Origin of the sequence: Caballeronia fortuita, assembly GCF_001544835.2 — a bacterium.
GTDB lineage: Bacteria > Pseudomonadota > Gammaproteobacteria > Burkholderiales > Burkholderiaceae > Caballeronia > Caballeronia fortuita.
The window spans coordinates 566125-590934 of record NZ_FCNX02000002.1; the positions used below are offsets into that span (position 1 = coordinate 566125).

A 24810-nucleotide genomic window follows, 5' to 3' on the forward strand; every position below is an offset into this window, starting at 1 on the left:
CGAAACGCCTATCCGCCGTGCGGATGCGGCGGCGCTGTGTCGCTAGTTCATGCGGCGTAGTCCGGACGGACTAGCGATTTCGGCTTCAGGCCTTATGAGACGCCAGCGCGATGCAACTCGCCGGATCGATCGAAAAATGGATGGTCTCCCCGACCGGCGTCTTGTGCGACGGATGCACGCGCGCCAGCACGATCTGTTCGCCGACCCTGATCTGGAAATCGAGCGTTTCCCCGAGAAACACTTTCGCCGCGACCGTGCCCGTGTACACGTTGCGCTCGCCGATGCCATCGAGCGATTCGTGGACCATGACGTTTTCCGGACGCACGGAGATCGCGACTTCGTCGCCGGGACGGCACGACACCGCGTTCGTCACCGCGATCGATCCGATCGACGATTCGATCAGCACGTTGCCGTCCTCGCCTGCGCATTCGCGCACGCGGCCATCGATGAAATTGGTCGTGCCGACGAAGTCCGCGACGAACTTGCAGTTAGGCAGATCGTAGATCGCGCGCGGCGCGGCCTTCTGCACGACCTCACCGTCCTTCATCACCGCGATTTCATGCGACAGCGCGAGCGCCTCTTCCTGGTCGTGCGTCACGTAGATCGTCGTGATGCGCAGCTCGCGCTGCATGCGCTTCAACTCGAAGCGCATCTTGTCGCGCAGTTTGGCGTCGAGGTTCGAGAGCGGTTCGTCGAGCAACAAGAGCTTCGGCTCCATCACGAGCGCGCGCGCAAGCGCAAGACGCTGCTGCTGTCCGCCGGACATGCGCGTCGCCTCGCGATCGGCGACGTGATCGAGCCCGACCGCGGTCAGCACGCGCATCACCTTCTTTTCGATCTCGCGCTTCGAATACTTCTTCTCGCCGACTTCGAGCGGAAAGCTCGCGTTGCGAAACACGGTCATGTGCGGCCAGATCGCGTACGACTGAAACACCATGCCGAACTTGCGGCGATTCGGCGGCACGAAGGTTTCGTCGCGCGCGCAGAACACGGTGACGCCGTTCACCGAGATCGATCCGCCGACCGGACGTTCGAGTCCGGCGATGGAGCGCAAGGTCGTCGTCTTGCCGCAACCGCTCGGGCCGAGCAGCGTGAAGAGCTTGCCTTCCGGCACATCGAACGATACGTCCCGCGCCGCGCGCACGCGCACGTTGTTGCCATCGACATATTCGGTGTTCAGACCTTGTACGTTCAGCACGTTCGTCTCCGATGTTTTAGCCGTGGCTCGCCTTCACGCCGAACTTCCCGCCGATCCATTGCAGCAGCATGACGAGCGCGAGCAACGCGAGCACGAGCATGACCGAGAGCGCCGAAAGCTCCACGTATTGCCCGTTCTGCCACAGTTCCCAGATCACGATCGACACCGTTTCCGAGCCGGGGCTGTACAGCAGGATCGAGCTCGACAGTTCGCGTATCGACACGATCATCACGTAGATCCATCCTGCGAGCAGGCCGGGCTTGAGCAGCGGCAGCACGATGCGAAAGAAGGTCGCGCTCCAGCTCGCGCAGCTCATCGCGGCGGATTCTTCGAGTTCCTTGTGAATCTGCACCATCGATGTCGTCGTGTAGCGCATGCCGTAAGGCATGAAGCGCGTGATGTACGCGATCAGCAGAATCCACAACGTGCCGTAGATGCCGATATCGACCTTGAGCGACACGATCATGAACGACAGACCGAGCACGAGCCCGGGAAACACGAGCGGCAGCGACGCGAGATTATCGAGAAGCCAGCGGCCCGGCAGCTTCGTCTTGATGACGATCCAGCAGATCACCGCCGACAGCAACATGACCGCGGTCGCGCAGCCGAACGAAAGCAGCAGGCTGTTGATGACCGCGTGACGCAGCGTCGAGAGATGCAGGATGTAGCGGTAGGCGTCGAAGGAAAGATCATGCAGCGCGGCGAGCGACGGCGTGCGGTAATACTTCTGCAGCGACGACCACAGCAGCACCGCGAACGGCAGCGCGACGATCAGCAGGAAGTACACGACGAATACGCCCGCCGTCAAAAAGCGCCATTTGCCGATTTCGACGACGCGCGGACGAAAGCCCTTGCCGCTCATCGTCGAATACTTGCCGCCTCCGGACGACACGCGCGCTTGCAGATACAGTCCGACGGATGTGATCGCGAGCAGCAGCATCGAATACGACGATGCGAGCCCGATCTGACTCGGATACTGCTCGATCGCTTCATAGATCGACGACGTGAACACCTGCAGCTTTACGGGCAAGCCGAGCAGCGCGGGCACTTCGAACGATTCGAGCGCGCGCACGAAGAGAATGAGCATCGTCGAAACGATGGCCGGAAACGCAAGCCGCATCGTGATGCGCCACATCGTGCGTGCGATGCCCGCGCCGCTCATCAGCGACGATTCCTCCAGCGACGGGTCCATGCCGCGAAACGCCGCCGACATCAGCAGGAAGGCCATCGTCGAATAGTGCAGGCCATCGACCCAGATCATGCCGCCCATGCTGTAGATGTCGAAGACGGGCTTCGTCACGCCGAAGAGCGAGGCGAGCGCCACGTTCAGCACGCCGATCTTCGGGCTCGCGAGAAAGATCCACGCGATGGTGAAGAGAATGCTCGGGACGATCAACGGGACGATGGTGATCGCATAGAAGAACCTGCGCATCGGCGTGTTCGTGCGTTCGATGATCCACGCGAGCACGGTGCCGATGGAAAACGACACGCACGCCGCGCCGGACGCGAACTTCAGCGAATTGAACAGGGTGCGCAGCGTTTCGGGGCTGCCGTAGGCGAGCTTGTAGTTGCCGAAGGTGAAGACGGCGGGATCGTCGGCGACTTGCGGCGTGAAGAAGCTCTGCCAGAACAGGAACACGAGCGGGATCAGCGCAAGCACGCCTGCGATCGCGACAGCGCCGCCGATCACGAGCCACTTGGCATCGAGCCGCCTGGAACGCGTGAGAGCCGCTTTCATCGCATCGAATGTCAGTTCCAAGCGCGGCCCCTCCTCGAAGTGATCGACTGAGTGTCATCGGATGAAGGGCATCATATGCTTAGGCATCTAAGCAAACAACCCTGCGGAAAATACCGATGATGCGCTGGCACGGCGGGCGTTCTGCGCAGTGAAATGAAAAGCGCGGCGCGGCTTGGGGGCCGGGCCGCGCTTGTTCGATGCGGGAACGACGTGGCTTAGGCAGTGCGGATCAGTTCCATTGCAGCGCTTTCGATACCGCGTAACGTCCGTTGGTGTAGTTCAGATCGAAGCTTTTGCGCTGTGATGTGTCCTTGTCGACGCATTTTCCGCTGACCATCTTGCTGACGGTGTGCGTCGATTTTTCAGACATCTTCAGGACCGCGTAACCTTCGCGACTGATCGGACCGATGTCGATCGTTCTGTCCGTCGAGTCGTAGAAGCCGTCGCACTCTCCGTTGGTTTCGCCACTGCCGCTCGATACGGCAAGGCGGTCGACTACTTTATGCAGCGTTTGACCTTCGATCGTGTACAGACTCAACGACGTCCCGCCGAAGGAATTCGCACTTGACGATCCGGAGTAGTGGACGCGCACGCCAAACGCACGATTGCCCGGCTTCAATTGATAGCGCGCAGTATCGAGTTCGATGGCGGAAACCCGAACCGCATCGAAGGTTATCGCATCGGGCTCGTAGAGGCGTGCGATCACCGAGCCTGAAGTACTGTCGGCGACCAGGATCGCCAGATCGTCAGTGCCCTGGTCGTCGCTATTGCCCTTCTGCTCGAGAGGCAGCACCGCAAGCGTGAGATCCGGATTCGCTGGCCATTGTTTGCACACGGCAAGGGTCGTGTCGAGCGTTCGCCCGGGGTGGAGTTTGTCGACCCACGTCTGCATGAAATCGGTACATGCAGCATGAGCGAACACGGGCGCCAGCAAACTGGCGGCGAGAATCAAAGCTTTCTTGTTCATGTCGTCTAACGCCTTCTGAGATGACGGCGCAAACCAGTGGGCCCGCGCCGGATGGGCATTTTGAACGACGCGCTTCGATCCGTTCAGCCTTGCAACATCATTTGACGCGTGACTCACCCCGGCACGCGCCGCCTCTCCACCGCATGCGGCGATCCCGACAAACGCCCCATCGAAAATACCGCCACGCCCGCGACCAGCACCGGCAGCGCGGCAATGCGGAACACTTCCGCGGGCGTCCAGTGCGCCGAATACATCACGCCGACGATCAACGGTCCCGCGATCCCGCCGAGACGCCCGATGCCCAGCGCCCAGCCCACGCCCGTCGAGCGCAGGTTTGACGGATAGTAGATCGCCGCCAGCGCGATCACGCTCTTCTGTCCGCCGCTGATGCAGAAGCCCGCGCAGAACACCGCGATCATCAGCAGCCACACGGGCGCGGCGAACGTCGATGCCACCATGAACATGAAGAGGCATCCGGCGGCGTACATCACCGTCAACGTGACATACGGGCCGACGCGGTCCATCGCGAGTCCGAGCGGCACGGCGGAGATCACGCCCGCGATCGTCGGCAGCGCGGTCACCCACACGACCGTCGCGGCCGGATAATTGAGGCCGGTGAGCATCGTCGGCAGCCAGCTTTGCAGGAAGTAGAACTCCGCGAGATTCAGAAAGAACACGCCCCACAGCAGCAGCGTACCGATCGACGTGCGGCCGCGAAACAACGCCGCGACACTCGCGCGCGATTCCTGTTCGTCTTCGAGAATGAAGCGGCTGCCTTCCGGAATCCTCGCGTCGGGAAACACCTTCAGCACGAGCTTGCGGACGCGCGCTTCGCCTTGCGGACGTTTCTTCAGGAACGCAAGCGACTCGGGCAGCATCAACGCGAGGGGCAAGGTCAGCAGAAGCGGCGCGACCGCGCCCGCTAGCATCAGCGACTGCCAGCCGAATGCAGGCAACAGCACGCCCGACGTGAAGCCCGCCACGACGAAGCCCAGCGAAAAGCCGCAATACACGAGCAGCACGAAGGTCGAGCGCACGCGCTTGGGCGCGAACTCGCACGTCAGCGCGACCGCGCTGGGCGCCGCCGCACCGAGGCCGATGCCCGTCAGGAAGCGCAGGCCGATCAGTTCGGTGACGTTCGTCGCGAAGACCGTGAGCAGCGTGAAGATCGCGAAGAACACGGTGCTGAAGACCATCATGCGCTTGTGGCCGAAGCGGCCCGAGAGCGGCGAGATCGCGAGATAGCCGACCATCAGGCCGACGAGCGCCGCCGAAAAAATCGAGCCGAGAATCTCGCGCGGCAAGTGCCATGTTCTCGCGAGCACAGGCACGATGTAACTGACGGCCTGCGTGTCGAAACCATCGAGGAACATCAGGAGCGCGCACAGCAGCACGATCAGATATTGCCGGCCGTTGATGCGCTGCCGCTCGATGATGTCGGCAACGTCGATACTTGGGGAACCCACTTTATTGTCTCCGTTTTGTTTGTTATCTGACTATCGCTATGCCGCGACTTGCTGCGTATCGGTCTGCACGAAGGCATCGCAGAAGAACTCGTCTTCCGGCAAGCCCGCCTGCGTGAACTCGTCGCGAGCGGCGCGCGTCATCGCCGGATTGCCGCATGCGTAGACCTGTTGTTCATCGAGCGATGCATGATCGGCCAGCACCGCGCGATGCACGAGTCCGGTGCGTCCGGTCCAGTCGTCGCCTGGATCGGAAAGCACTGGAATGAACTCGACATGTCCTTCGTCGTGCCACTTCTGCGCGAGATCGGCGAGATACAAATCCTCCTTGCGACGCGCGCCCCAGTACAGCTTCATCGGCCGCGCGAGCTTGCGCTTGATCGCATCTTCGACGATCGATTTCACCGGCGCGAAGCCCGTTCCCGTCGCGACGAGAATCACCGGTTTCGACGATTCGTCGCGAAAGAAAAATTCGCCATAAGGCAGTTCGATGCGCAGCTTCCTGCCGGTTGCGAGTTCTTTCAACACCCCATCGGAGAAGCGGCCGCCAGGCACGTGGCGCACATGCAGATGCACGCTGTCGCTTTGATGCGGCGCGTTGGCCATCGAATAATTGCGCACGGTGTCATCGTCGAGATGAATCCGCAGATACTGGCCCGCGCGAAACTTCGTGCGCACGCCGATAGGCAAGCGCAGTTGCAGCAGCGTGACATCGGGCGCGGCCTGCGCGATGCGGAACACGGACGCATCGAGCTTCTTGCGCACGATGCGCTCGCGCTTCTCGATCTTGCGCGGCACGATCGTCATATCGGACGCGGGACGCACGCAGCACAGCAGCGCCTTTTCCGTCTCGCCCCGCGCATTCACCACGCCGCCCTGACACTCCGAGCACACGCCCTTGCGGCACGAATACGGCAGCGCGAAACCCGCGCGTTCGGCGGCATCGAGCACGCTCTCGCCATCGTTGCAATCGAAACGGATGTCGCTCGAAGCGACGCTGATCTGATAAGACACTCAAGCTCCTTTCAAGCGGGCGATACACCGCGCGTCACGAGTCCGATTGCGCCGAGCAAGGGCGCGGGATCGGCCAGGAGCTGTCCCGCGATATCGAAGCCGCTGCCGTGTCCGACACTCGAAAACACGACATCGCCGCCAATCGACATCGCCGCCGAATTGCGCCCCGCGCGCAGCTTCACCGGAATGTGGCCCTGGTCGTGATACATCGCGACGAACACGTCGATGTCCTCGCGTGTGAGCAGCAAGTCCGCGCCAAGCGGGCCGATCACGTCGATGCCTTCATCGCGCAATCTCGCGACGGCGGGCTCGGTCACGTCGATATCCTCGCGGCCGAACAGGCCGCCTTCGCCCGCATGAGGATTGATGCCCATCACGCCGATGCGCGGACGCCCGACACCCATCGCGTGCATCGCGCGCACCGCCGCGCGCGCCGCGCCTTCGACCTGTTTCGACGTGAGACGCGCGAGCGCGCCCGCGAGTCCTTCGTGCAGCGTCGCGTGCACGATGCGCAAGCCGCCGCCGACGAGCATCAGATAGACATCGTCCGATGCGAGGCCGAGATGCTTCGCCACGTAGCCGGGATAGCCCGCGAACGCTGTGCCCGACGCGTTGATCGCCGTTTCCGAATGCGGGCAAGCGATCACGGCATCGGCGTGTCCGGCGCGTGCGAGATCGAGCGCCGCGCGCACGTAGGCAAGCGTCGCCGCACCCGCCGCCGCGCTCACTTCGCCGGGTTTGAACGAAGCGACGGGAAGCGCATCGACGTTCAGGACATCGAGCGTATCGAACGGAATCGCGCAACGCTGCGCATACCAGCGGATCACGTGTGCATCGCCGACGAGCACGGCGCGCGGGCCATCATCGATCGCAAGGCGCGCCGCCGCTTTCACGGCGATCTCCGGCCCGATGCCGTTCGGATCGCCGATGGAAAGCGCGATGACGGAAGAAGCGCGCGTCATAGCGGCAACGCGAGCAGCGTATCGATGCGCGAGCTGTCGCACACCGCGATACGTTCGCGCAGCTTCACGCTGTTGCCGTGCCGCACGTAGACATCGAGATAACGGCCGGTGACAAAGAGGCTCGTCGTGCCGTCGCGCATGATGCGCGCGACCATGAACGACGTTTCGCTGCGCACTTCGCCGCCATCGTCGGATACGATGTACGGCTGGCCCAGCACATGCCGATACGCATGGCGTTCGTAGATGTTCGCATCGCGCAACGAAGCGATGCGGTCGACCAGCATGCCGCGCGATGCCGCGTAGATCAGTCCCGCTGCGAGACCGCGCTTGTGATTCTCGGCGGTCGTCACCTTGTACACGCATTCGCCGACGAAAAAGTCGGGCCATTGCGCGAGATCGCCGTCGTCGATACAGCGCGCGTATTCCGCCTGCGCGCGCGCGATCGTCTGGAAAGTGTCTTGCATGGTGCTCGTCCCCGTCGTGCTCAATAGCTCATTGCGTGGCGATACGCTTTCCAGAAGCCGCGAATCGAGGCTTCCGTCACGCGGCTCTCGCTGCTTTCGGCGGTGTCGCCGCCCATTTCGATCACCGAGCACGCATGCTCCGCCCCTTCGATGCCACGCTGCACGAAGCCGCCGACGCAGCCATCTTCCATCGACACATAACCCGCCGGGCCGACGAGATTCGCTTGACGCAGACGCATTTCGCGCAGTTCGGGCGTGTCGTCGTCGAAGCCGAGATAGATCCAGTTGAGTTCGGTTTCCGCGACGCCGCGCGGCAGGATCTGGCGCACGGCGATTGCGTTCTGGATCTGCTGAAGCACGAAGCCGGGAAACACGGAAAGGATTTGCAGCGTGATGCCGTCGCCGAATTCATCGGTGCCTTTGAGCACGGACCTGTCTTCCAGACGATGACCGCTTTCGGAGCGAATGTTCTGCTGCGCGTAATCGGTGCTCGCGGTTTCCTTCGCATGATCGACCGCCGAATAGCTGACGTGATGCGCGCCGCTCGGATCGACGATGATCCCGCCGCGCTGCGACAGCCGGTTCAACTGGAACGTCGTGAAGAACAGATGCAGGATGCTCGCGTGATACGAATCCTTCACGTTCTCGACATAGAGCTTCCAGTTGTTCGGCAGCATCTGCGTGAAGCGGCCGAGCACGACCGGCTTGCGGCCTTCGAACACGCGCGCGATGCGCGAGACGATTTCGTCGCCGAGATATTCGTCGAGCGGCGCGACGTCGTCCGAATAGCTGCCGAAGACGAGGCCATGCAGCGTCTCGACGCGCAGCTTTCGCAGGCCGTGGTCTTCCATGCAGAAGTCCGGCTTCATGCCGCCCTTGCCGTTGATCCCGTCCTTGAACGCGACGCCCTGCAAGTCGCCTTGCAGGTTGTACGTCCACGCGTGATAGACGCAACTGAAATCCTTCGCATTGCCCTGATCTTCGAGACACACGAGCGCGCCGCGATGCGCGCAGCGATTTTCGAATGCATACAGCTCGCCGTCTTCGTCGCGCGTGACGACGACGGGCGTGTCGCCGACGAACGTCGCGCGGAAATCGCCCGGATTCGCCAGCTCGACTTCGAGGCACAGGAAGTTCCAGTTCGCGCCGCGAAAGACCTTGTCCTGCTCGTCGGCGTAGACATCCTCGCTTTGAAACACGCTGTACGGCACGCGCGTCAACCCTTCCTCGGGCCAGCGCACCTCGGCGCGCGGCGCCGGTTTGATGGGGATGTAGTTCAAGTCGTTCTCCTTGGATGTCTCATCTTTCCGGCGCTTGACACAGCGTTGCCGCCGTGTTCGAATACCGTACATTGTTCGAATATAGAACCATCATGACATCCGTCAAATTGCCTGTCAACGGCGACGACGGCGCGCGCGCGTCCGTCGCCGAGTCCGAATTCGCCGGCGAAGAAGCGTCGGAACCGCGTGCGCGCGAAGGAATGGGCGGGCTCGCGAAGGGCCTCGCGATCATCGAGGCGTTCAGCACGACGACCGTGCGGATGACCGTCGCGGAAGCCGCGCGCCTCGCCGACGTCTCGCGCCCCGCCGCGCGCCGCTGTCTGCTCACGCTCGTCGATCTCGGCTATCTGCTGCACGACGGCAAGTTCTTCACACCGCTGCCGCGCATGCTGCGACTGGGCGGCGCGTACCTGAGCACGTCGTCGCTCGCGCAGATCGCGCAGCCGCTGCTCGCCGCCGCGCGCGACGAGTTGCAGGAATCGGTGTCGCTCGCCGTGCTCGACGAAGGTCATTCGGTGTTCGTCGGGCGCGCGGAAGCGATCCGCATCGTGTCGACGGGCGCGAAGCTCGGCGGACGCCTGCCGGCGTATTGCTCGGCGACGGGCCGCGTGTTGCTGTCGCAGAAATCGGAAGGCGAAATCGCGCGGCACATTGCCGCGCTGCCGCTGAAGAAGCTCACGCCGCGCACGATCAGCGAGCCTGACGACGTGATCGCGGCGATCCATCGCGTGCAGACCGACGGCTACGCGATCAGCGACGAAGAGCTGGAACTCGGCATGCGCGCGATGGCCGTGCCGGTGAAGAACCGCATGGGCGGCATCGAGGCCGCGGTGAGCGTGAGCGTGTCATCGGCGCGTGTGAGCGTCGAGGCGATGACGCTCTACTTTCTGCCGGTGCTGCAACAGGTCGCCGCGCGCCTGGAACGCGCGCTTTGACGATGCTTTATTACATCCGCGATCGCATTACTTCGTTGTAGACTCCTGCTCCCTGCGCCACGGCCCGCAAGCGCCCGATTCCGCGCGACACCCTGTCGCATCAGCTTGATCTGAAACAAAATTTCAACCATTCGCGCCATCGCGAAAAATCGCGCGTGGCATGATCTCGACGCGGCGCAAAGCCGTGCACTGGCGTTCTCCCGGGACGCTTCGATCATAGAAACCAGCGAATGCAATGAATGAAAATAGCCAACGTTTAGCAGTGCCATTGTTATCGGGGTCGATAGCCAGTCTCTGTCTTTCGGGATGCAAGCTGGAGGTGTTGGACTCGAAAGGCGTGATTGGCGCAGCGGAATCCTCGCTGATCGCCACCGCGACTTACGCCATGCTTCTGGTCGTGATCCCGGTGATCCTGCTCACCCTGTTCATCGCATGGCGCTATCGCGCGTCCAACACGAAGGCCACGTATGCGCCGAAGTGGACGCATTCCACGGCGCTCGAAATCGTCGTCTGGGCGATTCCCGCGGCCATCATCCTGTTCCTCGGCGTCCTGACGTGGAAAACCACGCACGAGCTCGATCCGTACAAGGAGATCAAGGTCGAGAACGTCAAGCCGATCAACGTCGAAGTCGTCGCGCTCGACTGGAAATGGCTGTTCATCTATCCGGACCTGGGCGTCGCGTCGGTGAACCAGCTCGCGTTCCCGGTCGGCACGCCGGTGAACTTCCGCATCACGTCGGATTCGGTGATGAACTCGTTCTTCATCCCGCAGCTCGGCAGCCAGATCTACGCGATGGCGGGCATGCAGACGAAGCTGCATCTGCTCACCGATCACGCGGGCGACTACGCCGGCATCTCGGCGAACTACAGCGGCCAGGGCTTCTCCGACATGAAGTTCCGCGCGCTGGCCATGTCCGGCGCCGACTTCGACGCATGGGTGAAGAAGGTCAGGAACGCGCCCGAGAACCTGAGCATGGACGTCTATGCGGGCGTCGCGCGCCCGAGCGAGAAGGTCGCGGTGCGCTACTTCTCGAACGTCGATCCGAAGCTCTTCAACAACATCGTCGCGAAGTACAACTACGGCAACTCGGTCGTAGGCGCAAATTGTGTAACCAAGGGGTAAGCCATGTTCGGCAAACTAACGCTTGAGGCAATCCCGTATCACGAGCCAATCATCATGGGGGCGACTGTCTTCATGGCGATCCTCGCGCTCGGTACGGTCGGCCTCATCACCAAACTCGGCGAATGGGGCTGGCTCTGGCGCGAGTATCTGACTTCGGTCGATCACAAGCGCATCGGCGTCATGTATCTGGTCGTCGCCGGTCTCATGCTCGTGCGCGGTTTCGCCGACGCCGTCATGATGCGCGCGCAACAGGCGATCGCGCTCGATTCGCCCGGCTATCTGCCGCCGCATCACTTCGACCAGGTCTTTTCGGCGCACGGCACCATCATGATCTTCTTCATGGCCATGGCGCTGCTGGTCGCGTTCTTCAACCTCGTCGTGCCTCTGCAGATCGGCGCGCGCGACGTGGCGTTCCCGTTCATCAACTCGCTGTCGTTCTGGATGACGGCGGTCGCCGCGATCCTGATCAACTTGTCGCTTTTCATCGGCGAGTTTTCGGCGACGGGCTGGCTCGCGTATCCGCCGCTTTCCGAGACGCAGTTCAGTCCGGGCGTCGGCGTCGACTACTACATCTGGGCGCTGCAGTTGTCCGGTGTCGGCACGCTGCTGACGGCGGTGAACTTCTTCGTGACCATCGTGAAGATGCGCGCGCCCGGCATGACGTGGATGAAGATGCCGGTGTTCACGTGGACCGCTTTCTGCTCGAACGTGCTCATCATGGCGACGTTCCCGATCCTGACCGTCGCGCTCGCGCTGCTCGCTGCCGACCGCTATCTCGGCATGCACTTCTTCACGAACGACGGCGGCGGCAACCCGATGGTCTATCTGAACCTGATCTGGGCCTGGGGTCACCCCGAGGTCTACATCCTGGTTCTGCCCGCGTTCGGCATCTACTCCGAAGTGGTCGCGACGTTCTCGAAAAAGCCGCTGTTCGGCTACAAGACGATGGTCTGGGCGACCTGCTGCATCATGGTTCTCTCGTTCCTCGTGTGGTTGCACCACTTCTTCACGATGGGCTCGGGCGCGAACGTCAATGCCTTCTTTGGCATTATGACGATGGTCATTTCCATCCCGACCGGCGTGAAGATCTTCAACTGGCTCTTCACGATGTACCGCGGCCGCGTGCAGATGACGTCGCAGATCCTCTGGACCATCGGCTTCGTCATAACGTTCACGCTCGGCGGCATGACGGGCGTGATGCTCGCCATCCCCGGCGCGGACTTCGTGCTGCACAACAGTCTCTTTCTGATCGCCCACTTCCATAACGCGATCATCGGCGGCGTGGTGTTCGGTTACTTCGCGGGCGTGTCTTACTGGTGGCCGAAGGTGTTCGGCTTCAAGCTCGACGAAAAGCTCGGCAAGAACGCGTTCTGGTGCTGGTTCGTGGGCTTCTTCGTCGCCTTCGTGCCGATCTACATCCTCGGCTTCATGGGTGCGACGCGCCGCCTGAATCACTACGACAACCCCGCGTGGCAGCCGTTCTTCATCGTGGCCGCTGTCGGCGTGGGAATCATCGCGCTGGGCGTCGTGTTCCAGGTCGCGCAGATCGTGGTGAGCATCATCCGCCGCAATCAGCCTGCCTACCGCGACCTCACGGGCGATCCGTGGAACGCGCGCACGCTCGAATGGACGATGAGCTCGCCGCCGCCCGTCTACAACTTCGCGCACATCCCGGCCGTGCGCGCACTCGACGATTTCGCCGATGCGAAGGAGCATGGCCGCGTCGACACGCGTGAGTATCGCGACATCCACATGCCGTCGAATACGAGCGCAGGACTCGCGATCGGCGTGTTCGCCCTCGCCTTCGGTTTCGCCGCCATCTGGCACATCTGGTGGCTGGCAGTCGCCGGTCTCGTCGGCATCTTCGCGACGGCGATCGGCTACAGCTTCCGCGAGAACGCTGGCTTCATCATCCCGGCCGCGACCGTGAAGGCGACCGAAGAGCGCAATCGTCCGCCGAAGACGCCCGCGAAATCCGGCGCGGCGCGCGAACTCGAACTGGAGGCAATGTAATGTCGCAATCGACACTCTCCGCGCAACACGCGCACGGCCATGAGCACGAGCACCAGTCGCATTCGGTGTTCGGCTTCTGGGCCTACCTGATGACCGATTGCGTGCTGTTCGCGTCGCTCTTCGCGACCTTCGCGATGTTCGCGATGCAAACCGCGGGCGGCCCGACGCCGAAGGATCTGTTCAAGCTGACGGACGTCGCGTATGAAACCGGCCTGCTCCTCACGAGCAGCCTGACCTTCGGCCTCGCGATGATCTCTGCGACGCGCCGCAAGACGGGCGCGGTGCTCGCGTGGCTCTTCGTCACGTTCCTGCTCGGCGCAGGCTTCCTGTGCCTGGAAATGCGCGAGTTCTCGCATCTGATCGCGGAAGGCGCGGGTCCGCAGCGCAGCGCGTTCTGGTCGGCGTTCTTCACGCTGGTCGGCACGCACGGTTTGCACGTGTCCATCGGCATGATCTGGCTCGTCGTGCTCGCGGTGCAGATTGCGCGCAATCCGCAGATGAACGAGCGCGAACTGCGCCGCCTCGCCTGCCTGAGCCTTTTCTGGCACTTCCTCGACATCGTCTGGATTTGCGTGTTTTCCTTCGTCTATCTCGGGAGCATGGTGTGATGGCACATTCGCATAGCAATTCGAGCGATTTTCCGCATGTGACCGTGGGCGGCTATCTCGTCGGCTTCGTGCTGGCTGTGGTGCTGACCGTAGCGTCGTTCTGGGTCGCGACTTCGGGCGCGTTCAGGGGCGAAGGCACGATTGCCGCGCTCGCGGTGCTGGCCGCCGTGCAGGTGATCGTGCATGTAATCTTCTTCCTGCACGTGAACGCATCGAAGGGACAGCGCTGGCACGCGATGTCCTTCGCTTACACCATTCTCATGTCGCTGATTCTGATCGTCGGCACGGTGTGGGTGATGCATAACGTGCACACGTTGATGATGGCGCGATAATCGACGCGGCTACATCGACCGGCAAGGCGGATCTTCGGATCCGCCTTTTTTTTCGCGCGCCCAAATCGCCGGTCCTGCACGAATTCGGCATCCGATGAAGAATCTTGACAATTAGCAGAGTGAGGAAGAATATCTGTCCATAATTTGATTTCAACATCCACATTATGGACAAGGAGACACGATGAGCGCGCCAAAGCCCTCGGCAGACGCCATGACGCCGTATCAACTTCCCTTTCCCAAGGAAGCGCAAAAGGAAATCGTCGTTCCTTCCGCGATTCCCGCCGACGAACGCGAGTGGGTTCCGCAAGCCGAAAACGTGTGGTTTCGCCCGCTGTGCCTGAACGTATCGACCGGTTACTGGATGAACCTGCTGCGCGTGCGCAAGTCGGGCGTGCTGTCGCGGCATCGTCATCCGCAAGCGGTGCACGGCATGGTGCTCAAAGGCCGCTGGCGCTATCTCGAACATGACTGGGAAGCGACCGAAGGCAGTTACGTCTTCGAGCCGCCCGGCGAGACGCACACGCTCTACGTGCCGGAAGACGTCGAAGAGATGATCACCTACTTCCAGGTCAACGGCGTGATGTTCTATTGCGATCCATACGGCAACTACACCGGTTACGAAGACGTGTTCACCAAGGTGGACATGTGCCGCAAGCATTACGAATCGGTCGGTCTCGGCGCCGCTTTCGTCGATCAGTTCATTCGCTAGCTTCAACTTCAACCCTCGACAGACTCAAAAGAGCATCCGGAGGAGACAACATGCTGGAAAAATCACCGCGCCTGAAGCGCATTCAGGTCATCGCGATCACTTTTCTGATGCTCGCGGGCATCGTGAACTATCTCGATCGCAGCACGCTGTCGATCGCGAATCACTCCGTCACGCAGGAACTCGGCCTGTCCGCTTCGCAGATGGGCCTGCTGCTTTCCGCGTTCTCGTTCGCGTATGCGTTCTCGCAGTTGCCGATCGGCGCGATGCTCGATCGCTTCGGCGCGCGCGTCATGCTCGGCCTCGGCATGTTCGTGTGGTCGGTCGCGCAGTTGTTCGGCGGCCTCGTCACCACCCTGCATCAGTTTCTCGCGGCGCGCATCGCGCTCGGCATCGGCGAGGCGCCGCAGTTTCCGGCAGGCGCGAAGGTCGTGTCCGAATGGTTCGCGCAGCGCGAACGCGGCAAGCCGACGGGCATTTTCGTCACGTCGTCGACGATCGGCCCCGCGCTCGCGCCGCCCATCCTCACCGTGCTGCTGCTGTCGTTCGGCTGGCGCAACATGTTCATCATCATGGGCGCGCTCGGCATCGCGGTATCGATCGGCTGGTACATCGTGTATCGGAATCGGCGCGACGTGAAGCTCGAATCGCACGAACTCGCGCATCTGACCGAAGGCGAGCCGGCGCAGCGCGCGGAACGCAACATGACCTTCGCGGAATGGCGCGGCCTGTTCGGCCGTGCGACCACGTGGGGCATGATCTTCGGCTTCATGGGCGTGATCTACATGGTGTGGCTGTATCTCACGTGGCTGCCCGCGTATCTCGAACACGAGCGTCATTTGACCATCGCGAAGACCGGCTGGGTCGTGACGATCCCGTATCTCGCCGGCACGCTCGGCATGCTGTCGTCGGGCTTCATCGCCGATGGTCTGATGGCGCGCGGCGTCGCGCCTATCAGGAGCCGCAAGTGGCCGATCTGCTCGGGTCTCATCGGCGGCGCGCTCTTCACCGTGCCGGCCGCGTTCACACCGAATCTCACGCTCGCGATCGTCTATCTCTCGGCCGCGATGTTCTTCGTCAACATGGCGAGCGGCGCGGCATGGGCGCTCGTCTCGGTCGCCGCGCCGCGCCACATGGTCGCGTCGCTCGGCAGCATCCAGAATTTCGGCGGCTATTTCGGCGGCTCGTTCGCGCCGTTCATCACCGGTCTTGTCGTCGACAAGACGCACTCGTTCGTGAACGCGTTCCTCATCAGCGCGGGCGTCGCGTTCGCCGCCGCGCTCGTGTACATGTTCGTCGTGCGCGCGCCGATCGAAGACGCCGGTCAGAAGGCCGAGCCCGTCCCCGCCGTATAAATCACAACGTTATGACTTTTCAAGCTGATCTCTTCAAGGACAAGACCGTCGTCGTGACCGGCGGCACGCAGGGCATCGGCGCGGGCATCGCGCAGCAGTTCGCGGCGCTCGGCGCGCGCGTGATAGCGGCGGGACTCGCGCGCATCGACATGCCCGGCATCGAGGTCGTCGAACTCGATGTCGCCGATGGCGCGAGCGTCGCCGCGCTGTACGAACGTGTCGATGCGCTCGACGTGCTCGTCAACTGCGCGGGAATGATCCGTCGCGGCGACGAGCACGACATCGACACGTTCGAGCGCGTGATCGCCGTGAATCTCAACGGCACGATGCGCATGTGCGCGGCCGCGCGCGCGCTGCTCGCAGAAAGCCGTGGCTCGATCGTCAACACGGCGTCGATGCTGACGTTCTTCGGCGGCGGCCTCGTGCCCGCATACAGCGCGAGCAAGGGCGGCGTCGCGCAACTGACGAAGTCGCTCGCGATCGCCTACGCCGCCGACGGCATCCGCGTGAACGCGATCGCGCCCGGCTGGATCGCGACGCCGCTCACGCAGGCGCTGCAGGACGACGACGGCCGCTCGCAAGCGATCCTCGAGCGCACGCCGATGAAGCGCTGGGGCCTGCCGGAAGACGTCGCGCGGGTGACGGCGTTTCTCGCGTCGCCGGCGGCGTCGTTCATGACGGGCGCGATCGTTCCCGTCGATGGCGGCTATCTCGTGGCATGATTCGCGCATCATGCCTTCAGACACGACTGCCCTCGACGCCGCCAGGACCACCGGCACCGCCGCGTTCTCCAAGTTCATGGCGGTGCTGCAACTCATTGCCGATGCCGACGAACCGCCGACCATCGCGCGCCTCACGGCGGCGAGCGGTTATCCGCGTCCGACCGTGTATCGCATCGTCGGCGCGCTGATCGCGGAAGGGCTCGTCGTCGAAGGCGCGCGCGGCGCGTGTTATGCGCTCGGTCCGCGGCTGATGACGCTCGCGAGCCGCAGCTGGGAGCGCTCCGACTTGCGCATCGCCGCCGCCGATGCATTGCAGGCGCTGCGCGACGCGACGCAGGAAACGGTGCATCTGGCCGTGCGCAGCGGCTCGGAGATGGTCTATGTCGAGAAGCTCGAAAGCCCGCATGCGGTGCGCATGGCCTCGCGCATCGGTACGCGCGTGACGCTGTACTCGAGTTCCGTCGGCAAGGCGTATCTGTCGATGCAATCGCCCGCCGAACGCAATGCGCTCCTGCAAGGCATCGCGTTCGAGCGCTTCACGCCGAATACGATCATCGACCGCGCCGCGCTCGACGCCGAACTGGACGCGACACGCGCGCGCGGCTACGCCGAAGACCGCGAGGAAAACGAGGCGCAGATCTTCTGCTACGGCAGCGCGATCGTCGGCGCGAACGGCGCGACGCTCGGCTGCGTGAGCATCAGCATTCCGCTGTTCCGCAAGAGCGCGACGCCGCTCGATACCTACATCGCGCCGCTCAGGGAAGCATGCCGTGCGATCGCGGAGCGCATGAGCCCCGGCACGCGCTAGCGGCTCGTGCCGCCCGTTCGTTGCGAAGCCGCCGCGCGTCTCGCCATGAGCGACGGCAAGCGCGGCAACGTATGCGCCCAATGCGTCGCTTCGTGTGCGAAACGGGCGGCCATGCCTCGCATGCTGAACTGATCCGCGACGAGCCGCACGATGACCTTGCGCGCGATCTTCCATACGTCGACATTCGGCGCAATGTCCTGCGCGACACGCTCGATCCTTTCGGCCGCTCTGGCCAGCAACACCGCGCGCGATGCGATCCGCCCGTGCGACGCGCTGAACATGTGCTCGGCGGGCGCCTTGCCGATGGCCGCGAACAGATGCGCGACGCCCGCGCCGCATCTCGATTGCGGCGACGCGAAACGCTCGGCCTCGCGCCGGTAGGTTGCCTCGACGCGCACCTCGTGATGCGTCACGTTGGCTTGCGGACGGCCGTGCTCGAGATGCGCGCGCGCCGCCGCCTTGTGATCGCCTTCCATGAGCGCATGCGACACACCGACGATGAAGTCGCGCTCGTGCGCCGCGAAGATCATCATCGGGTTATCGGCTTCGAGGACGATCTGGCCGCGCGTGTCCGGCTCGATGCTCACGCGCGCGCCCGCCGCGTCGAGACCCGCGTGATACAGGCCGATACCAAGCGCCATTTCGAAGAACGCTTCGATGAGCGTCGCGAGGACGTTCGCCTGATCGAGTCCGCACGATGCGAGCGCGGCCGCATCCGACAACGCGACGGTATCGATCGCGCGCGTAGTCAGCACGGCGTCGTTGCAATAATCCCAGAGCACTTCGGGCACGGCGAGCCGATTGTCCTCGCGCAGACGAAAGCGCAGATAGCTTTGATCGGCGGCGCGCTGGCGCAGATCGATCATCGCGTCGACGCTCTCCCGCGCGCGCCGCACCCATTCCACCGGATGCATCTCGCGCGCCTTCGACGAGCGCCGCTCCGCGAAACGCGCCGCCGCAAGCGCGAGATCGAGATCGTCTTCGAGTTCGGCATGTGCATCCGCGCGCAGCAGCGTGACACGCACAGGCACTTTGCCGATCCGCGCGACGTGCGTCTGCTCCGCGACGCCCGAGCGCAACGGCACGTCGCTCAACGCCGTGAGTTCGAACGCCAGCGTGGCCGGAAACGCCGCAGCGCATGCGGCGCGAAAACGCGCGGCATCGTAAGGCGTGAAGAGTCCGTCGAGTTCGGCGAGCGCGACGCGCACGGCCGTTTCCGCGAGCGCGGGATGACGCGCGAGCGCGCCCGATGCGTTCTCCAGCACGCGCGACAACTGCGACAGCGCCGGCGCCGGCACGCCCGCACCGAGCGGCGCGGCGCGCGCGCCATGCGATGCGAAAAAGCGCGCGACGCGCGTCATCGCCGTGCCGTCATCGGCGAGATGCGTCTGATGGCTCTCGTGCACGAATGCGCGGCCGAGACGCCAGAGCGTCGCGAGTCGTCGGACGAACAAATTCAGGCTCGCTGAAAGTAAAGTGAAACCGCTGGAAGACCGAAATGCCGTCGATCGTGGTATCCGGATTGCTCATTGTTTAACACGATTCGGCTAGACTTGCACGCAGCACGTTCCTCGACACTTGTTTCGACATCCTTATGACATCGAGAAAAAAATTGAAGCAGGTACTGGACGAGCAGTGCGGCGTGCGGAGCTTCGTCGTCGCGCACGGCGAGCGCATCGTGTTCGAGCATTATCGGCACGACATTGCGCCGGACAGCTTGCAGGACATCAATTCGGTCACGAAGACGGTCGTCGGGCTGGCAGTCGGCGCGGCGCGGCAGCAAGGCTTGCTGCCTTCGCTCGACACGCCCGTCTGCCAGATTTTGCCGATCATGCGCGCGTCCGGCTTCGACCCGCGCGCGCGGGACATCACGCTGCGTCATCTGCTCACGATGACATCGGGATTCGAATGGGATCAAGGCATCATCGACGAATGCGTGCTCGGTCCTTGCGACCGGTTCCGCGAGGAAAGCCGTCTGCATTTCATTCTGTCACGTCCGCTCGCGCAGCCGGGCACGCGTTTCCAATACGACTCGCATGCGGTTCAACTGCTGTCGCTGGTCATCGAAACCGTGACGGGCCGCACGCTCGAACGCTACGCGCGCGATACGCTGTTCGCGCCGCTCGGCATCGCGGTGAGCGAATGGATCGGCGACGAGGACGGCCACACGTTCGGCGGCCGCGGACTCATGCTGCGCACGCGCGACATGATCAAGCTCGGCTTTTTGATGATGGAGCGCGGCGCGTGGCAGGGCGCGCGGATCATCGACGAAACGTTCATCGACGAAGCCATGTCCGTGCAAAGCGACGGCGGCCCGCCGATGGACGGCGCGCGCTACGGCTATCTCTGCTGGATCGATCCGCATTATGTCTTCGCGGCCGGGCACGGCGAGCAGTTCATCTTCGTCGCGCCGCGCGAGGGAATCGTCGCGGCCGCAACCTGCGACAACGACTCGTCGCCCAAAGGCGTGCGCGACCTGTTCTCGCGGCACGTGCTGTCCGGGCGTTGAAGGCATCGCGCAACTGTATCTTTTTGTCGATATGGAGTTCGGCTTATTTTCGATACGGTATCTTATTAATAAGACACGCAACGTATCGATACCAAGGCCGGGACGATTTCAGCGCCCGCGCACGAAAACGCATAACGATAAAGAGAGAGGCGACATGCAACTTCCTTCCGAGCCGCCGATGGCCAAAGCGATGTACATCCTCGGGCAAATAGGCGCGATCATCTGTCATGAGAACGGGCCGCGCCCGCAGACCGCGGTGCTGACGAAGATGGCGTCGCGGCCCGCTGAAGGCTATTCGATCGCGGTCGCGCGGATGAACGAAATGTGTCCGCCGCGGCGCGGACATCGGCGCACGTTGCTGCAATGGAAGCATAAGGAAATCCGGCGTTTGTCCAGAATGCTGCCCGATCCGCTGCCGACGGCCGCGTCCGCGCACACGCAAATACCGTTCTGGGCCGGCTATTGTCAATACTGGGAAGACATGCTGAAAGAGCACGTTCAACGCGATGCGGAGCCGCTCGCGCCCGCACCCGGCCACGTTCAGCGCACGCGCACCGATGCGTGATCGCGCGCGCTTTCCGGCACCGAAAAATAATCGCGCAGCAACGCGATCATGCCGTCGAGTTCCGTCGGTTTCGTGAAATAGCCGTTGAAGCCGGTGCGCTGCGCGCGCGTCAGGTCGTCCGGGTCCGTGCGGCTCGTATGCGCGAGCAGCAACATCGATAAATCGATGGCGCGGATCGCTTCGGCGGCTTCCCAGCCATCGCCGAGCGGCATCATCAGATCGAGCAGGACCACGCCGGGCCGCCATTTGCGCGCGAGCGACACCGCGTCGAGCCCGGTATGCACGGCGCGCACGCTGAACTCGGCGTCTTCCAGCGCGAGACAGATTGCGCGCGTGGCATCCAGATCGTCATCGGCGATGAGCACGCGCGGCTCGTCATGGCACATCGCGCGCGACGGAATCTGCCACAGCGCCTGCGAAGGAACACGGTCGTGTCGTTGCATCGTTATAGCCTCGGAATGGAAGGAGATAAGAGCAACGATCATTCCCTTGCGGATGCCCCGAAGCCTATCGCCAGGCGGCACGCGGCCCGCCGACGTTACACTTCGGGAATACCCGGTGGCTGTCGCGGCGCGCCGATGCACGAGCGCCGTGCAGGATTTGCATCGGCGTCGCATGAGCGTCGACGATGGTGCACACATCCCCAAAACGAGAGGCTAAACGATGTTCGTCGTGTATTGGCTCGGCGGCAACCCTGATATCGACGGGACGGCACGCTTCCGATTGTTCGATGCAAACGCGCTCGCCGACGCGCTGCGCTTCACCGAAGACCTGCGCCGCCGCCAGGCCGATGGCGAGGACATCGGCTTCATCACGCTATGCAGTGAAAACCCGCACTCGGTCGGCAAGCCCGGCGCCGCCGATCCGCCCGCCGGCTATGACTGGAAGAAGCGCCGGCGCTAGTTGTCCTGCGCGGTCGCGGCGGTGGCGGCGGTGGCGGCTGCCTCGTCCTGCCATCCGCCGCCGAGCGACTTGTAGACGGCGATGAGATCGGTCGTCACGTTGACCGTCGATTGCGCAAGCTGCTCGCGCGTCTGCGCGAGTTGGCGTTCGGCGTCGAGCACGGTCACGAAAGGCGTGAGCCCCTTGCGATAGCTGTCCGTCGCGAGTTGCAGGCTGACGCGGTTCGCCTCCACGGTGCGCATGAGCGCCGCGCGCCGGTCCTGCTCGGTGCGGTACGAAACGAGCGCGTTATCGACTTCCTGCAACGCATTCAGCACTGTCTGCCGATACTGCAACGCCGCCTGCCCCGCCTGCGCCTTGGCCACGCGAACGTTCGCGCGCAAAGCGCCACCTTCGAAGATCGGCAGCGAAATGCTCGGCCCCACCGACCAGAAAAGACTCGACCAGTGCGCGAGATAGCGCGCCTTCGTCGCGCGCGTGCCGACTTGTCCGGTTAGCGAGATATCCGGATACATCTGCGCGACCGCGACCCCGACTTCCGCCGTAGCCGCATGCAGTTGCGCTTCGGCGCGGCGGATATCGGGACGGCGGCGCGCGAGCGTCGATGGCAAGCCGACCGGCACGATAGGCGGCACGGGCGGCACCGCGCGCGCATCGGACAGTTCCGCGTCGAGCGTGCCCGGCGCGCTGCCCGTGAGCACGGCGAGACCGTTCAGCGCTTGCGCGATCTGCGCATCGAGCGTCGGCAATTGCGCCTGCAACGCCCCGACTTGCGCGCTCGCGCTCTGCACGTCCTGCTGGCTCGTGAGGCCGACGCGCGCCTGTTCGCGCGTGAGGTCGAGAATCTGCTCCTCGGCGTCGATCTCGGCGAGCGTGATCTGCTTGATCGCCTGCGCGCCGCGCAACTGTGCGTACGTGCGTGCGACTTCGGATTCGAGCGACACGAGCGCATCGTTGCGGCTTTCGATCTCGGCCTGCGTCTGCGCATTCGCCGATTCCACCGAACGCCGCACGCGTCCGAACAGGTCGAGTTCCCACGATGCGTCGAAGCCGTCCTGATACAGCGTGACCGGCCCGGTCGCGGAATCGAGCCCCTGACGAATCTGCGCACCGTTCGCGCCGAGACCGTTCAGCCGGTCGTATACGCCTTGCGATTCGAGCAGACCTTTCAGGCCGAGTTGCTGACGCTGCACGCTCGCATTCGCGCTCAGTTGCGGCAAGCCCTGCGCCGCCGCCGACACACTCTCTTCACGCGCCGCCGCGATCCGCAGCACGGCGCTCTGCAAATCGAGGTTGCCCGCGATCGCGCGATCGATCAGCGAGTCGAGCGTCGCATCGCCGAACTGCTTCCACCAGCGCGGATCGGGATCGGCCGAGGTCTGCGCCGTCGATGGCGAATCCGCGTGCGGCACGCGCGGATCGTCCGGCGCGTTCTGCGCGCGCCGTGTGTCGCTCCAGTTGTCCGGTACGTCGGCTTTCGGCGGCGTGAAGTCCGGACCGACCGCGCATGCGCTCAAAGCCAGCGCGAGCATCGGAATCAAAGGACGGAGTTTCATCTCAATGCCCTCCCGCCTTGCCCGATGCCTTCACGGGCGAAAAGAACAAGGACAGCGGTATGAACATGAACGCGAAGATCGCGCATGCGGCGAATACGTCGAGATAGGCGAGGATCGTCGCCTGCGAGACGAGCGTCTTGTACATCTGGCCGGTCGCCGCGGACATCGCCTGCGACATGGTTTGCCCCGTGTCCATCAACGTGCGCGCGATGCGTTGCACGGACTCGTTATACGGCTGATTGAGCGGCGTCAGATGTTCGACCATATGCGCCATGTTCGCCTGCGTGCGCTCGCGGATCATCGCGGTGGCGAGCGATATGCCGATCGATCCCGCGACGTTGCGAAACATCGTGAAGAGCGCGGAAGCGTCGTTGTTGAGCGACTTCGGCAGCGACAGATACGCGAGCGTCGTCACCGGCACAAACAGAAAGCCGATGCCGATGGATTGCGCGCTGCGCATCTTCGTGAGCGTCACGTAGTCGATGTTCGGCACGAGATGATGCGAATACAGGAGCGCGCAGCCCATCAGAAAGAAGCCGAAGGCGACGAGAAAGCGCGTCTGGATCACGTTCATCAACTTGCTGACGATGGGAATCAGGAACACGATGCAGATCGCGCCCGGCGACAGCACGAGCCCCGCGAGCGTCGCGGTATAGCCGAGCTGCTGCTGCGCCAGTTGCGGTATCAGCACCGCGCTGCCGTACAGCACCGACGCGAAGCCGAAGATCGCAGCGGAGCCGAGCGCGAAGTTGCGGTCCTTCATCACGCGCAGATCGACGACGGGCTTCTTTGCGTACAACAGCCAGAACGTCGCGCCGACGATACCGACCGCCGCGAGCACCGCGAACGTCACGATGAAGCTCGACGAGAACCAGTCGTCGTCCTCGCCGCGGTCGAGGAACACTTGCAGGCAGCCGAGCCCGAGCGCGATGAGACCGATGCCGACCACATCGATGCCCACTTTCTTCGCGTCCTGCTTCTTTTCCCACGGCGGATCTTCGACGAACTGCATCACCGCGATGGTCGTCAGCACGCCCACCGGCACATTGATCAGAAAGACCCAGCGCCAGGTGAAGTTATCGGTGATCCAGCCGCCGAGCGTCGGGCCGAGCACCGGCGCGACGACGATCGCGACGGCCGAGATCGAGAACGCGCGGCCGCGCTGCTCGGGCGGAAAGGTATCGAGGATGATCGATTGCTGGCTCGGTTGCAGACCGCCGCCGAAGAAGCCTTGCAGGATCCGGAAGATGATGAGCTCGCCGAGATTCGACGCGATGCCGCACATGAACGAGCAGACCGTGAACGCCCCGATGCAGATGAGAAAGTAGCGCTTGCGGCCGAGTATCTTCGAGAAGTAAGCGGACAGCGGCAACACGATGCCGTTCGCGACGAGATACGACGTGAGCGTCCACGTCGCTTCGTCATAGCTCGCGGACATGGTGCCGGAGATGTGCGGCAGCGCCACGTTCACGATGGTCGTATCGAGCACTTCCATGAACGCGGCGAGCGTCACGACCACGGCGATCAGCCACGGGTTCGAGCGCGGCTTCCAGTTACTGTGATCGTGTTCGGCGGTGCTGTCGCTCATG

Annotated in this window: 24 protein-coding genes; 12 read left to right on the forward strand and 12 right to left on the reverse strand. The window is 63.3% G+C overall.

The features are described from left to right. Window positions 1–85: 85 nt before the first annotated feature. From AWB77_RS06840 to AWB77_RS06875, 8 genes are all read right to left on the reverse strand, one after another. Window positions 86–1198, reverse strand: a complete 1113-nt coding sequence (locus AWB77_RS06840) for an ABC transporter ATP-binding protein (RefSeq protein ID WP_061133610.1) — start codon at window positions 1196–1198, stop codon at window positions 86–88. Window positions 1199–1214: 16 nt separating this feature from the next. Then, on the reverse strand, window positions 1215–2957 hold the full coding sequence (locus AWB77_RS06845; RefSeq protein ID WP_061133611.1) for an ABC transporter permease: 1743 nt from the start codon (window positions 2955–2957) through the stop codon (window positions 1215–1217). 208 nt (window positions 2958–3165) lie between these two features. After that, on the reverse strand, window positions 3166–3903 hold the full coding sequence (locus tag AWB77_RS06850; protein WP_061133612.1) for a PA3715 family protein: 738 nt from the start codon (window positions 3901–3903) through the stop codon (window positions 3166–3168). Window positions 3904–4016: 113 nt separating this feature from the next. After that, window positions 4017–5369 (reverse strand): MFS transporter, encoded by a 1353-nt coding sequence (locus AWB77_RS06855; RefSeq protein ID WP_061133613.1) that lies wholly within the window; start codon window positions 5367–5369, stop codon window positions 4017–4019. Between the two features lie 36 nt (window positions 5370–5405). After that, window positions 5406–6380 carry an FAD-binding oxidoreductase gene (locus AWB77_RS06860; protein ID WP_061133614.1) on the reverse strand — a complete coding sequence of 325 codons (975 nt, stop codon included), beginning with the start codon at window positions 6378–6380 and terminating at the stop codon, window positions 5406–5408. An 11-nt stretch (window positions 6381–6391) separates the two neighbouring features. Beyond that, the gene (locus AWB77_RS06865; RefSeq protein WP_061133615.1) at window positions 6392–7342 is read right to left on the reverse strand and encodes a PdxA family dehydrogenase; all 951 of its coding nucleotides are present in this window, start codon (window positions 7340–7342) and stop codon (window positions 6392–6394) included. After that, a complete protein-coding gene (locus AWB77_RS06870) occupies window positions 7339–7806 on the reverse strand; it encodes an aromatic-ring-hydroxylating dioxygenase subunit beta (protein WP_061133616.1) in 468 nt (155 codons plus the stop codon). The genes AWB77_RS06865 and AWB77_RS06870 overlap by 4 nt, the downstream gene beginning before the upstream one ends. 20 nt (window positions 7807–7826) lie before the next feature. Beyond that, entirely contained in the window at window positions 7827–9086 is a 1260-nt protein-coding gene (locus tag AWB77_RS06875) for an aromatic ring-hydroxylating dioxygenase subunit alpha (protein WP_061133617.1), read from the reverse strand. A 92-nt stretch (window positions 9087–9178) separates the two neighbouring features. Between AWB77_RS06875 and AWB77_RS06880 the strand changes: the two genes are divergently transcribed. The 9 genes from AWB77_RS06880 (at window position 9179) to AWB77_RS06920 (ending at window position 17688) form a co-directional block, all read left to right on the forward strand. Continuing rightward, the gene (locus AWB77_RS06880; RefSeq protein WP_061133618.1) at window positions 9179–10021 is read left to right on the forward strand and encodes an IclR family transcriptional regulator domain-containing protein; all 843 of its coding nucleotides are present in this window, start codon (window positions 9179–9181) and stop codon (window positions 10019–10021) included. Between the two features lie 235 nt (window positions 10022–10256). Beyond that, window positions 10257–11144 (forward strand): ubiquinol oxidase subunit II, encoded by an 888-nt coding sequence (cyoA, locus tag AWB77_RS06885; RefSeq protein ID WP_061133619.1) that lies wholly within the window; start codon window positions 10257–10259, stop codon window positions 11142–11144. 3 nt (window positions 11145–11147) lie between these two features. Continuing rightward, entirely contained in the window at window positions 11148–13157 is a 2010-nt protein-coding gene (gene cyoB, locus AWB77_RS06890) for a cytochrome o ubiquinol oxidase subunit I (protein WP_061133620.1), read from the forward strand. After that, complete coding sequence (gene cyoC / locus AWB77_RS06895) at window positions 13157–13765, forward strand: cytochrome o ubiquinol oxidase subunit III (RefSeq protein WP_061133621.1); 609 nt, start codon at window positions 13157–13159, stop codon at window positions 13763–13765. The genes cyoB and cyoC overlap by 1 nt, the downstream gene beginning before the upstream one ends. Next, window positions 13765–14097: a cytochrome o ubiquinol oxidase subunit IV gene (gene cyoD, locus AWB77_RS06900; RefSeq protein WP_061133622.1), complete on the forward strand. Its 333-nt coding sequence runs from the start codon at window positions 13765–13767 to the stop codon at window positions 14095–14097. Before cyoC ends, cyoD begins: the two co-directional genes overlap by 1 nt. A 181-nt stretch (window positions 14098–14278) precedes the next feature. Further along, on the forward strand, window positions 14279–14806 hold the full coding sequence (locus AWB77_RS06905) for a 2,4'-dihydroxyacetophenone dioxygenase family protein (RefSeq protein WP_061133623.1): 528 nt from the start codon (window positions 14279–14281) through the stop codon (window positions 14804–14806). A 50-nt stretch (window positions 14807–14856) separates the two neighbouring features. Then, on the forward strand, window positions 14857–16158 hold the full coding sequence (locus AWB77_RS06910) for an MFS transporter (RefSeq protein WP_061133624.1): 1302 nt from the start codon (window positions 14857–14859) through the stop codon (window positions 16156–16158). An 11-nt stretch (window positions 16159–16169) separates the two neighbouring features. Beyond that, window positions 16170–16880 carry an SDR family NAD(P)-dependent oxidoreductase gene (locus AWB77_RS06915; RefSeq protein WP_061133625.1) on the forward strand — a complete coding sequence of 237 codons (711 nt, stop codon included), beginning with the start codon at window positions 16170–16172 and terminating at the stop codon, window positions 16878–16880. A gap of 10 nt (window positions 16881–16890) precedes the next feature. Beyond that, window positions 16891–17688, forward strand: coding sequence for an IclR family transcriptional regulator (locus tag AWB77_RS06920; RefSeq protein WP_061133716.1), 798 nt, complete (start codon window positions 16891–16893; stop codon window positions 17686–17688). Here the strand turns inward: AWB77_RS06920 and AWB77_RS06925 are convergent. Further along, window positions 17685–19142 carry an AarF/UbiB family protein gene (locus tag AWB77_RS06925; RefSeq protein WP_061133626.1) on the reverse strand — a complete coding sequence of 486 codons (1458 nt, stop codon included), beginning with the start codon at window positions 19140–19142 and terminating at the stop codon, window positions 17685–17687. The genes AWB77_RS06920 and AWB77_RS06925 overlap by 4 nt on opposite strands. 158 nt (window positions 19143–19300) lie before the next feature. Here AWB77_RS06925 and AWB77_RS06930 point away from each other — a divergent pair, with 158 nt between their 5' ends. Continuing rightward, a complete protein-coding gene (locus tag AWB77_RS06930; RefSeq protein ID WP_157694758.1) occupies window positions 19301–20197 on the forward strand; it encodes a serine hydrolase domain-containing protein in 897 nt (298 codons plus the stop codon). Between the two features lie 154 nt (window positions 20198–20351). Beyond that, on the forward strand, window positions 20352–20762 hold the full coding sequence (locus AWB77_RS06935) for a hypothetical protein (RefSeq protein ID WP_061133628.1): 411 nt from the start codon (window positions 20352–20354) through the stop codon (window positions 20760–20762). Here the strand turns inward: AWB77_RS06935 and AWB77_RS06940 are convergent. Beyond that, a complete protein-coding gene (locus AWB77_RS06940) occupies window positions 20738–21205 on the reverse strand; it encodes a response regulator (protein ID WP_061133629.1) in 468 nt (155 codons plus the stop codon). The genes AWB77_RS06935 and AWB77_RS06940 overlap by 25 nt on opposite strands. 220 nt (window positions 21206–21425) lie before the next feature. On the opposite strand from AWB77_RS06940, the gene AWB77_RS06945 reads away from it, so the two are divergent. After that, window positions 21426–21665 (forward strand): hypothetical protein, encoded by a 240-nt coding sequence (locus AWB77_RS06945; RefSeq protein WP_061133630.1) that lies wholly within the window; start codon window positions 21426–21428, stop codon window positions 21663–21665. On the opposite strand, the gene AWB77_RS06950 is transcribed toward AWB77_RS06945, so the two are convergent. Both AWB77_RS06950 and AWB77_RS06955 read right to left on the reverse strand, forming a co-directional pair. Then, a complete protein-coding gene (locus tag AWB77_RS06950; RefSeq protein WP_061133631.1) occupies window positions 21662–23221 on the reverse strand; it encodes an efflux transporter outer membrane subunit in 1560 nt (519 codons plus the stop codon). The genes AWB77_RS06945 and AWB77_RS06950 overlap by 4 nt on opposite strands. A 1-nt stretch (window position 23222) precedes the next feature. After that, a complete protein-coding gene (locus AWB77_RS06955) occupies window positions 23223–24809 on the reverse strand; it encodes a DHA2 family efflux MFS transporter permease subunit (RefSeq protein WP_061133632.1) in 1587 nt (528 codons plus the stop codon). Window position 24810: the final 1 nt, after the last annotated feature.

Coding starts and splice junctions, on each gene's coding strand:
- AWB77_RS06850 (WP_061133612.1), bottom strand. CDS start 3,903: ATGAACAAGAAAGCTTTGATTCTCGCCGCCAGTTTGCTGGCGCCCGTG.
- AWB77_RS06865 (WP_061133615.1), bottom strand. CDS start 7,342: ATGACGCGCGCTTCTTCCGTCATCGCGCTTTCCATCGGCGATCCGAAC.
- AWB77_RS06870 (WP_061133616.1), bottom strand. CDS start 7,806: ATGCAAGACACTTTCCAGACGATCGCGCGCGCGCAGGCGGAATACGCG.
- AWB77_RS06880 (WP_061133618.1), top strand. CDS start 9,179: ATGACATCCGTCAAATTGCCTGTCAACGGCGACGACGGCGCGCGCGCG.
- cyoA (WP_061133619.1), top strand. CDS start 10,257: ATGAATGAAAATAGCCAACGTTTAGCAGTGCCATTGTTATCGGGGTCG.
- cyoB (WP_061133620.1), top strand. CDS start 11,148: ATGTTCGGCAAACTAACGCTTGAGGCAATCCCGTATCACGAGCCAATC.
- cyoC (WP_061133621.1), top strand. CDS start 13,157: ATGTCGCAATCGACACTCTCCGCGCAACACGCGCACGGCCATGAGCAC.
- cyoD (WP_061133622.1), top strand. CDS start 13,765: ATGGCACATTCGCATAGCAATTCGAGCGATTTTCCGCATGTGACCGTG.
- AWB77_RS06905 (WP_061133623.1), top strand. CDS start 14,279: ATGAGCGCGCCAAAGCCCTCGGCAGACGCCATGACGCCGTATCAACTT.
- AWB77_RS06910 (WP_061133624.1), top strand. CDS start 14,857: ATGCTGGAAAAATCACCGCGCCTGAAGCGCATTCAGGTCATCGCGATC.
- AWB77_RS06915 (WP_061133625.1), top strand. CDS start 16,170: ATGACTTTTCAAGCTGATCTCTTCAAGGACAAGACCGTCGTCGTGACC.
- AWB77_RS06920 (WP_061133716.1), top strand. CDS start 16,891: ATGCCTTCAGACACGACTGCCCTCGACGCCGCCAGGACCACCGGCACC.
- AWB77_RS06935 (WP_061133628.1), top strand. CDS start 20,352: ATGCAACTTCCTTCCGAGCCGCCGATGGCCAAAGCGATGTACATCCTC.
- AWB77_RS06940 (WP_061133629.1), bottom strand. CDS start 21,205: ATGCAACGACACGACCGTGTTCCTTCGCAGGCGCTGTGGCAGATTCCG.
- AWB77_RS06945 (WP_061133630.1), top strand. CDS start 21,426: ATGTTCGTCGTGTATTGGCTCGGCGGCAACCCTGATATCGACGGGACG.
- AWB77_RS06950 (WP_061133631.1), bottom strand. CDS start 23,221: ATGAAACTCCGTCCTTTGATTCCGATGCTCGCGCTGGCTTTGAGCGCA.
- AWB77_RS06955 (WP_061133632.1), bottom strand. CDS start 24,809: ATGAGCGACAGCACCGCCGAACACGATCACAGTAACTGGAAGCCGCGC.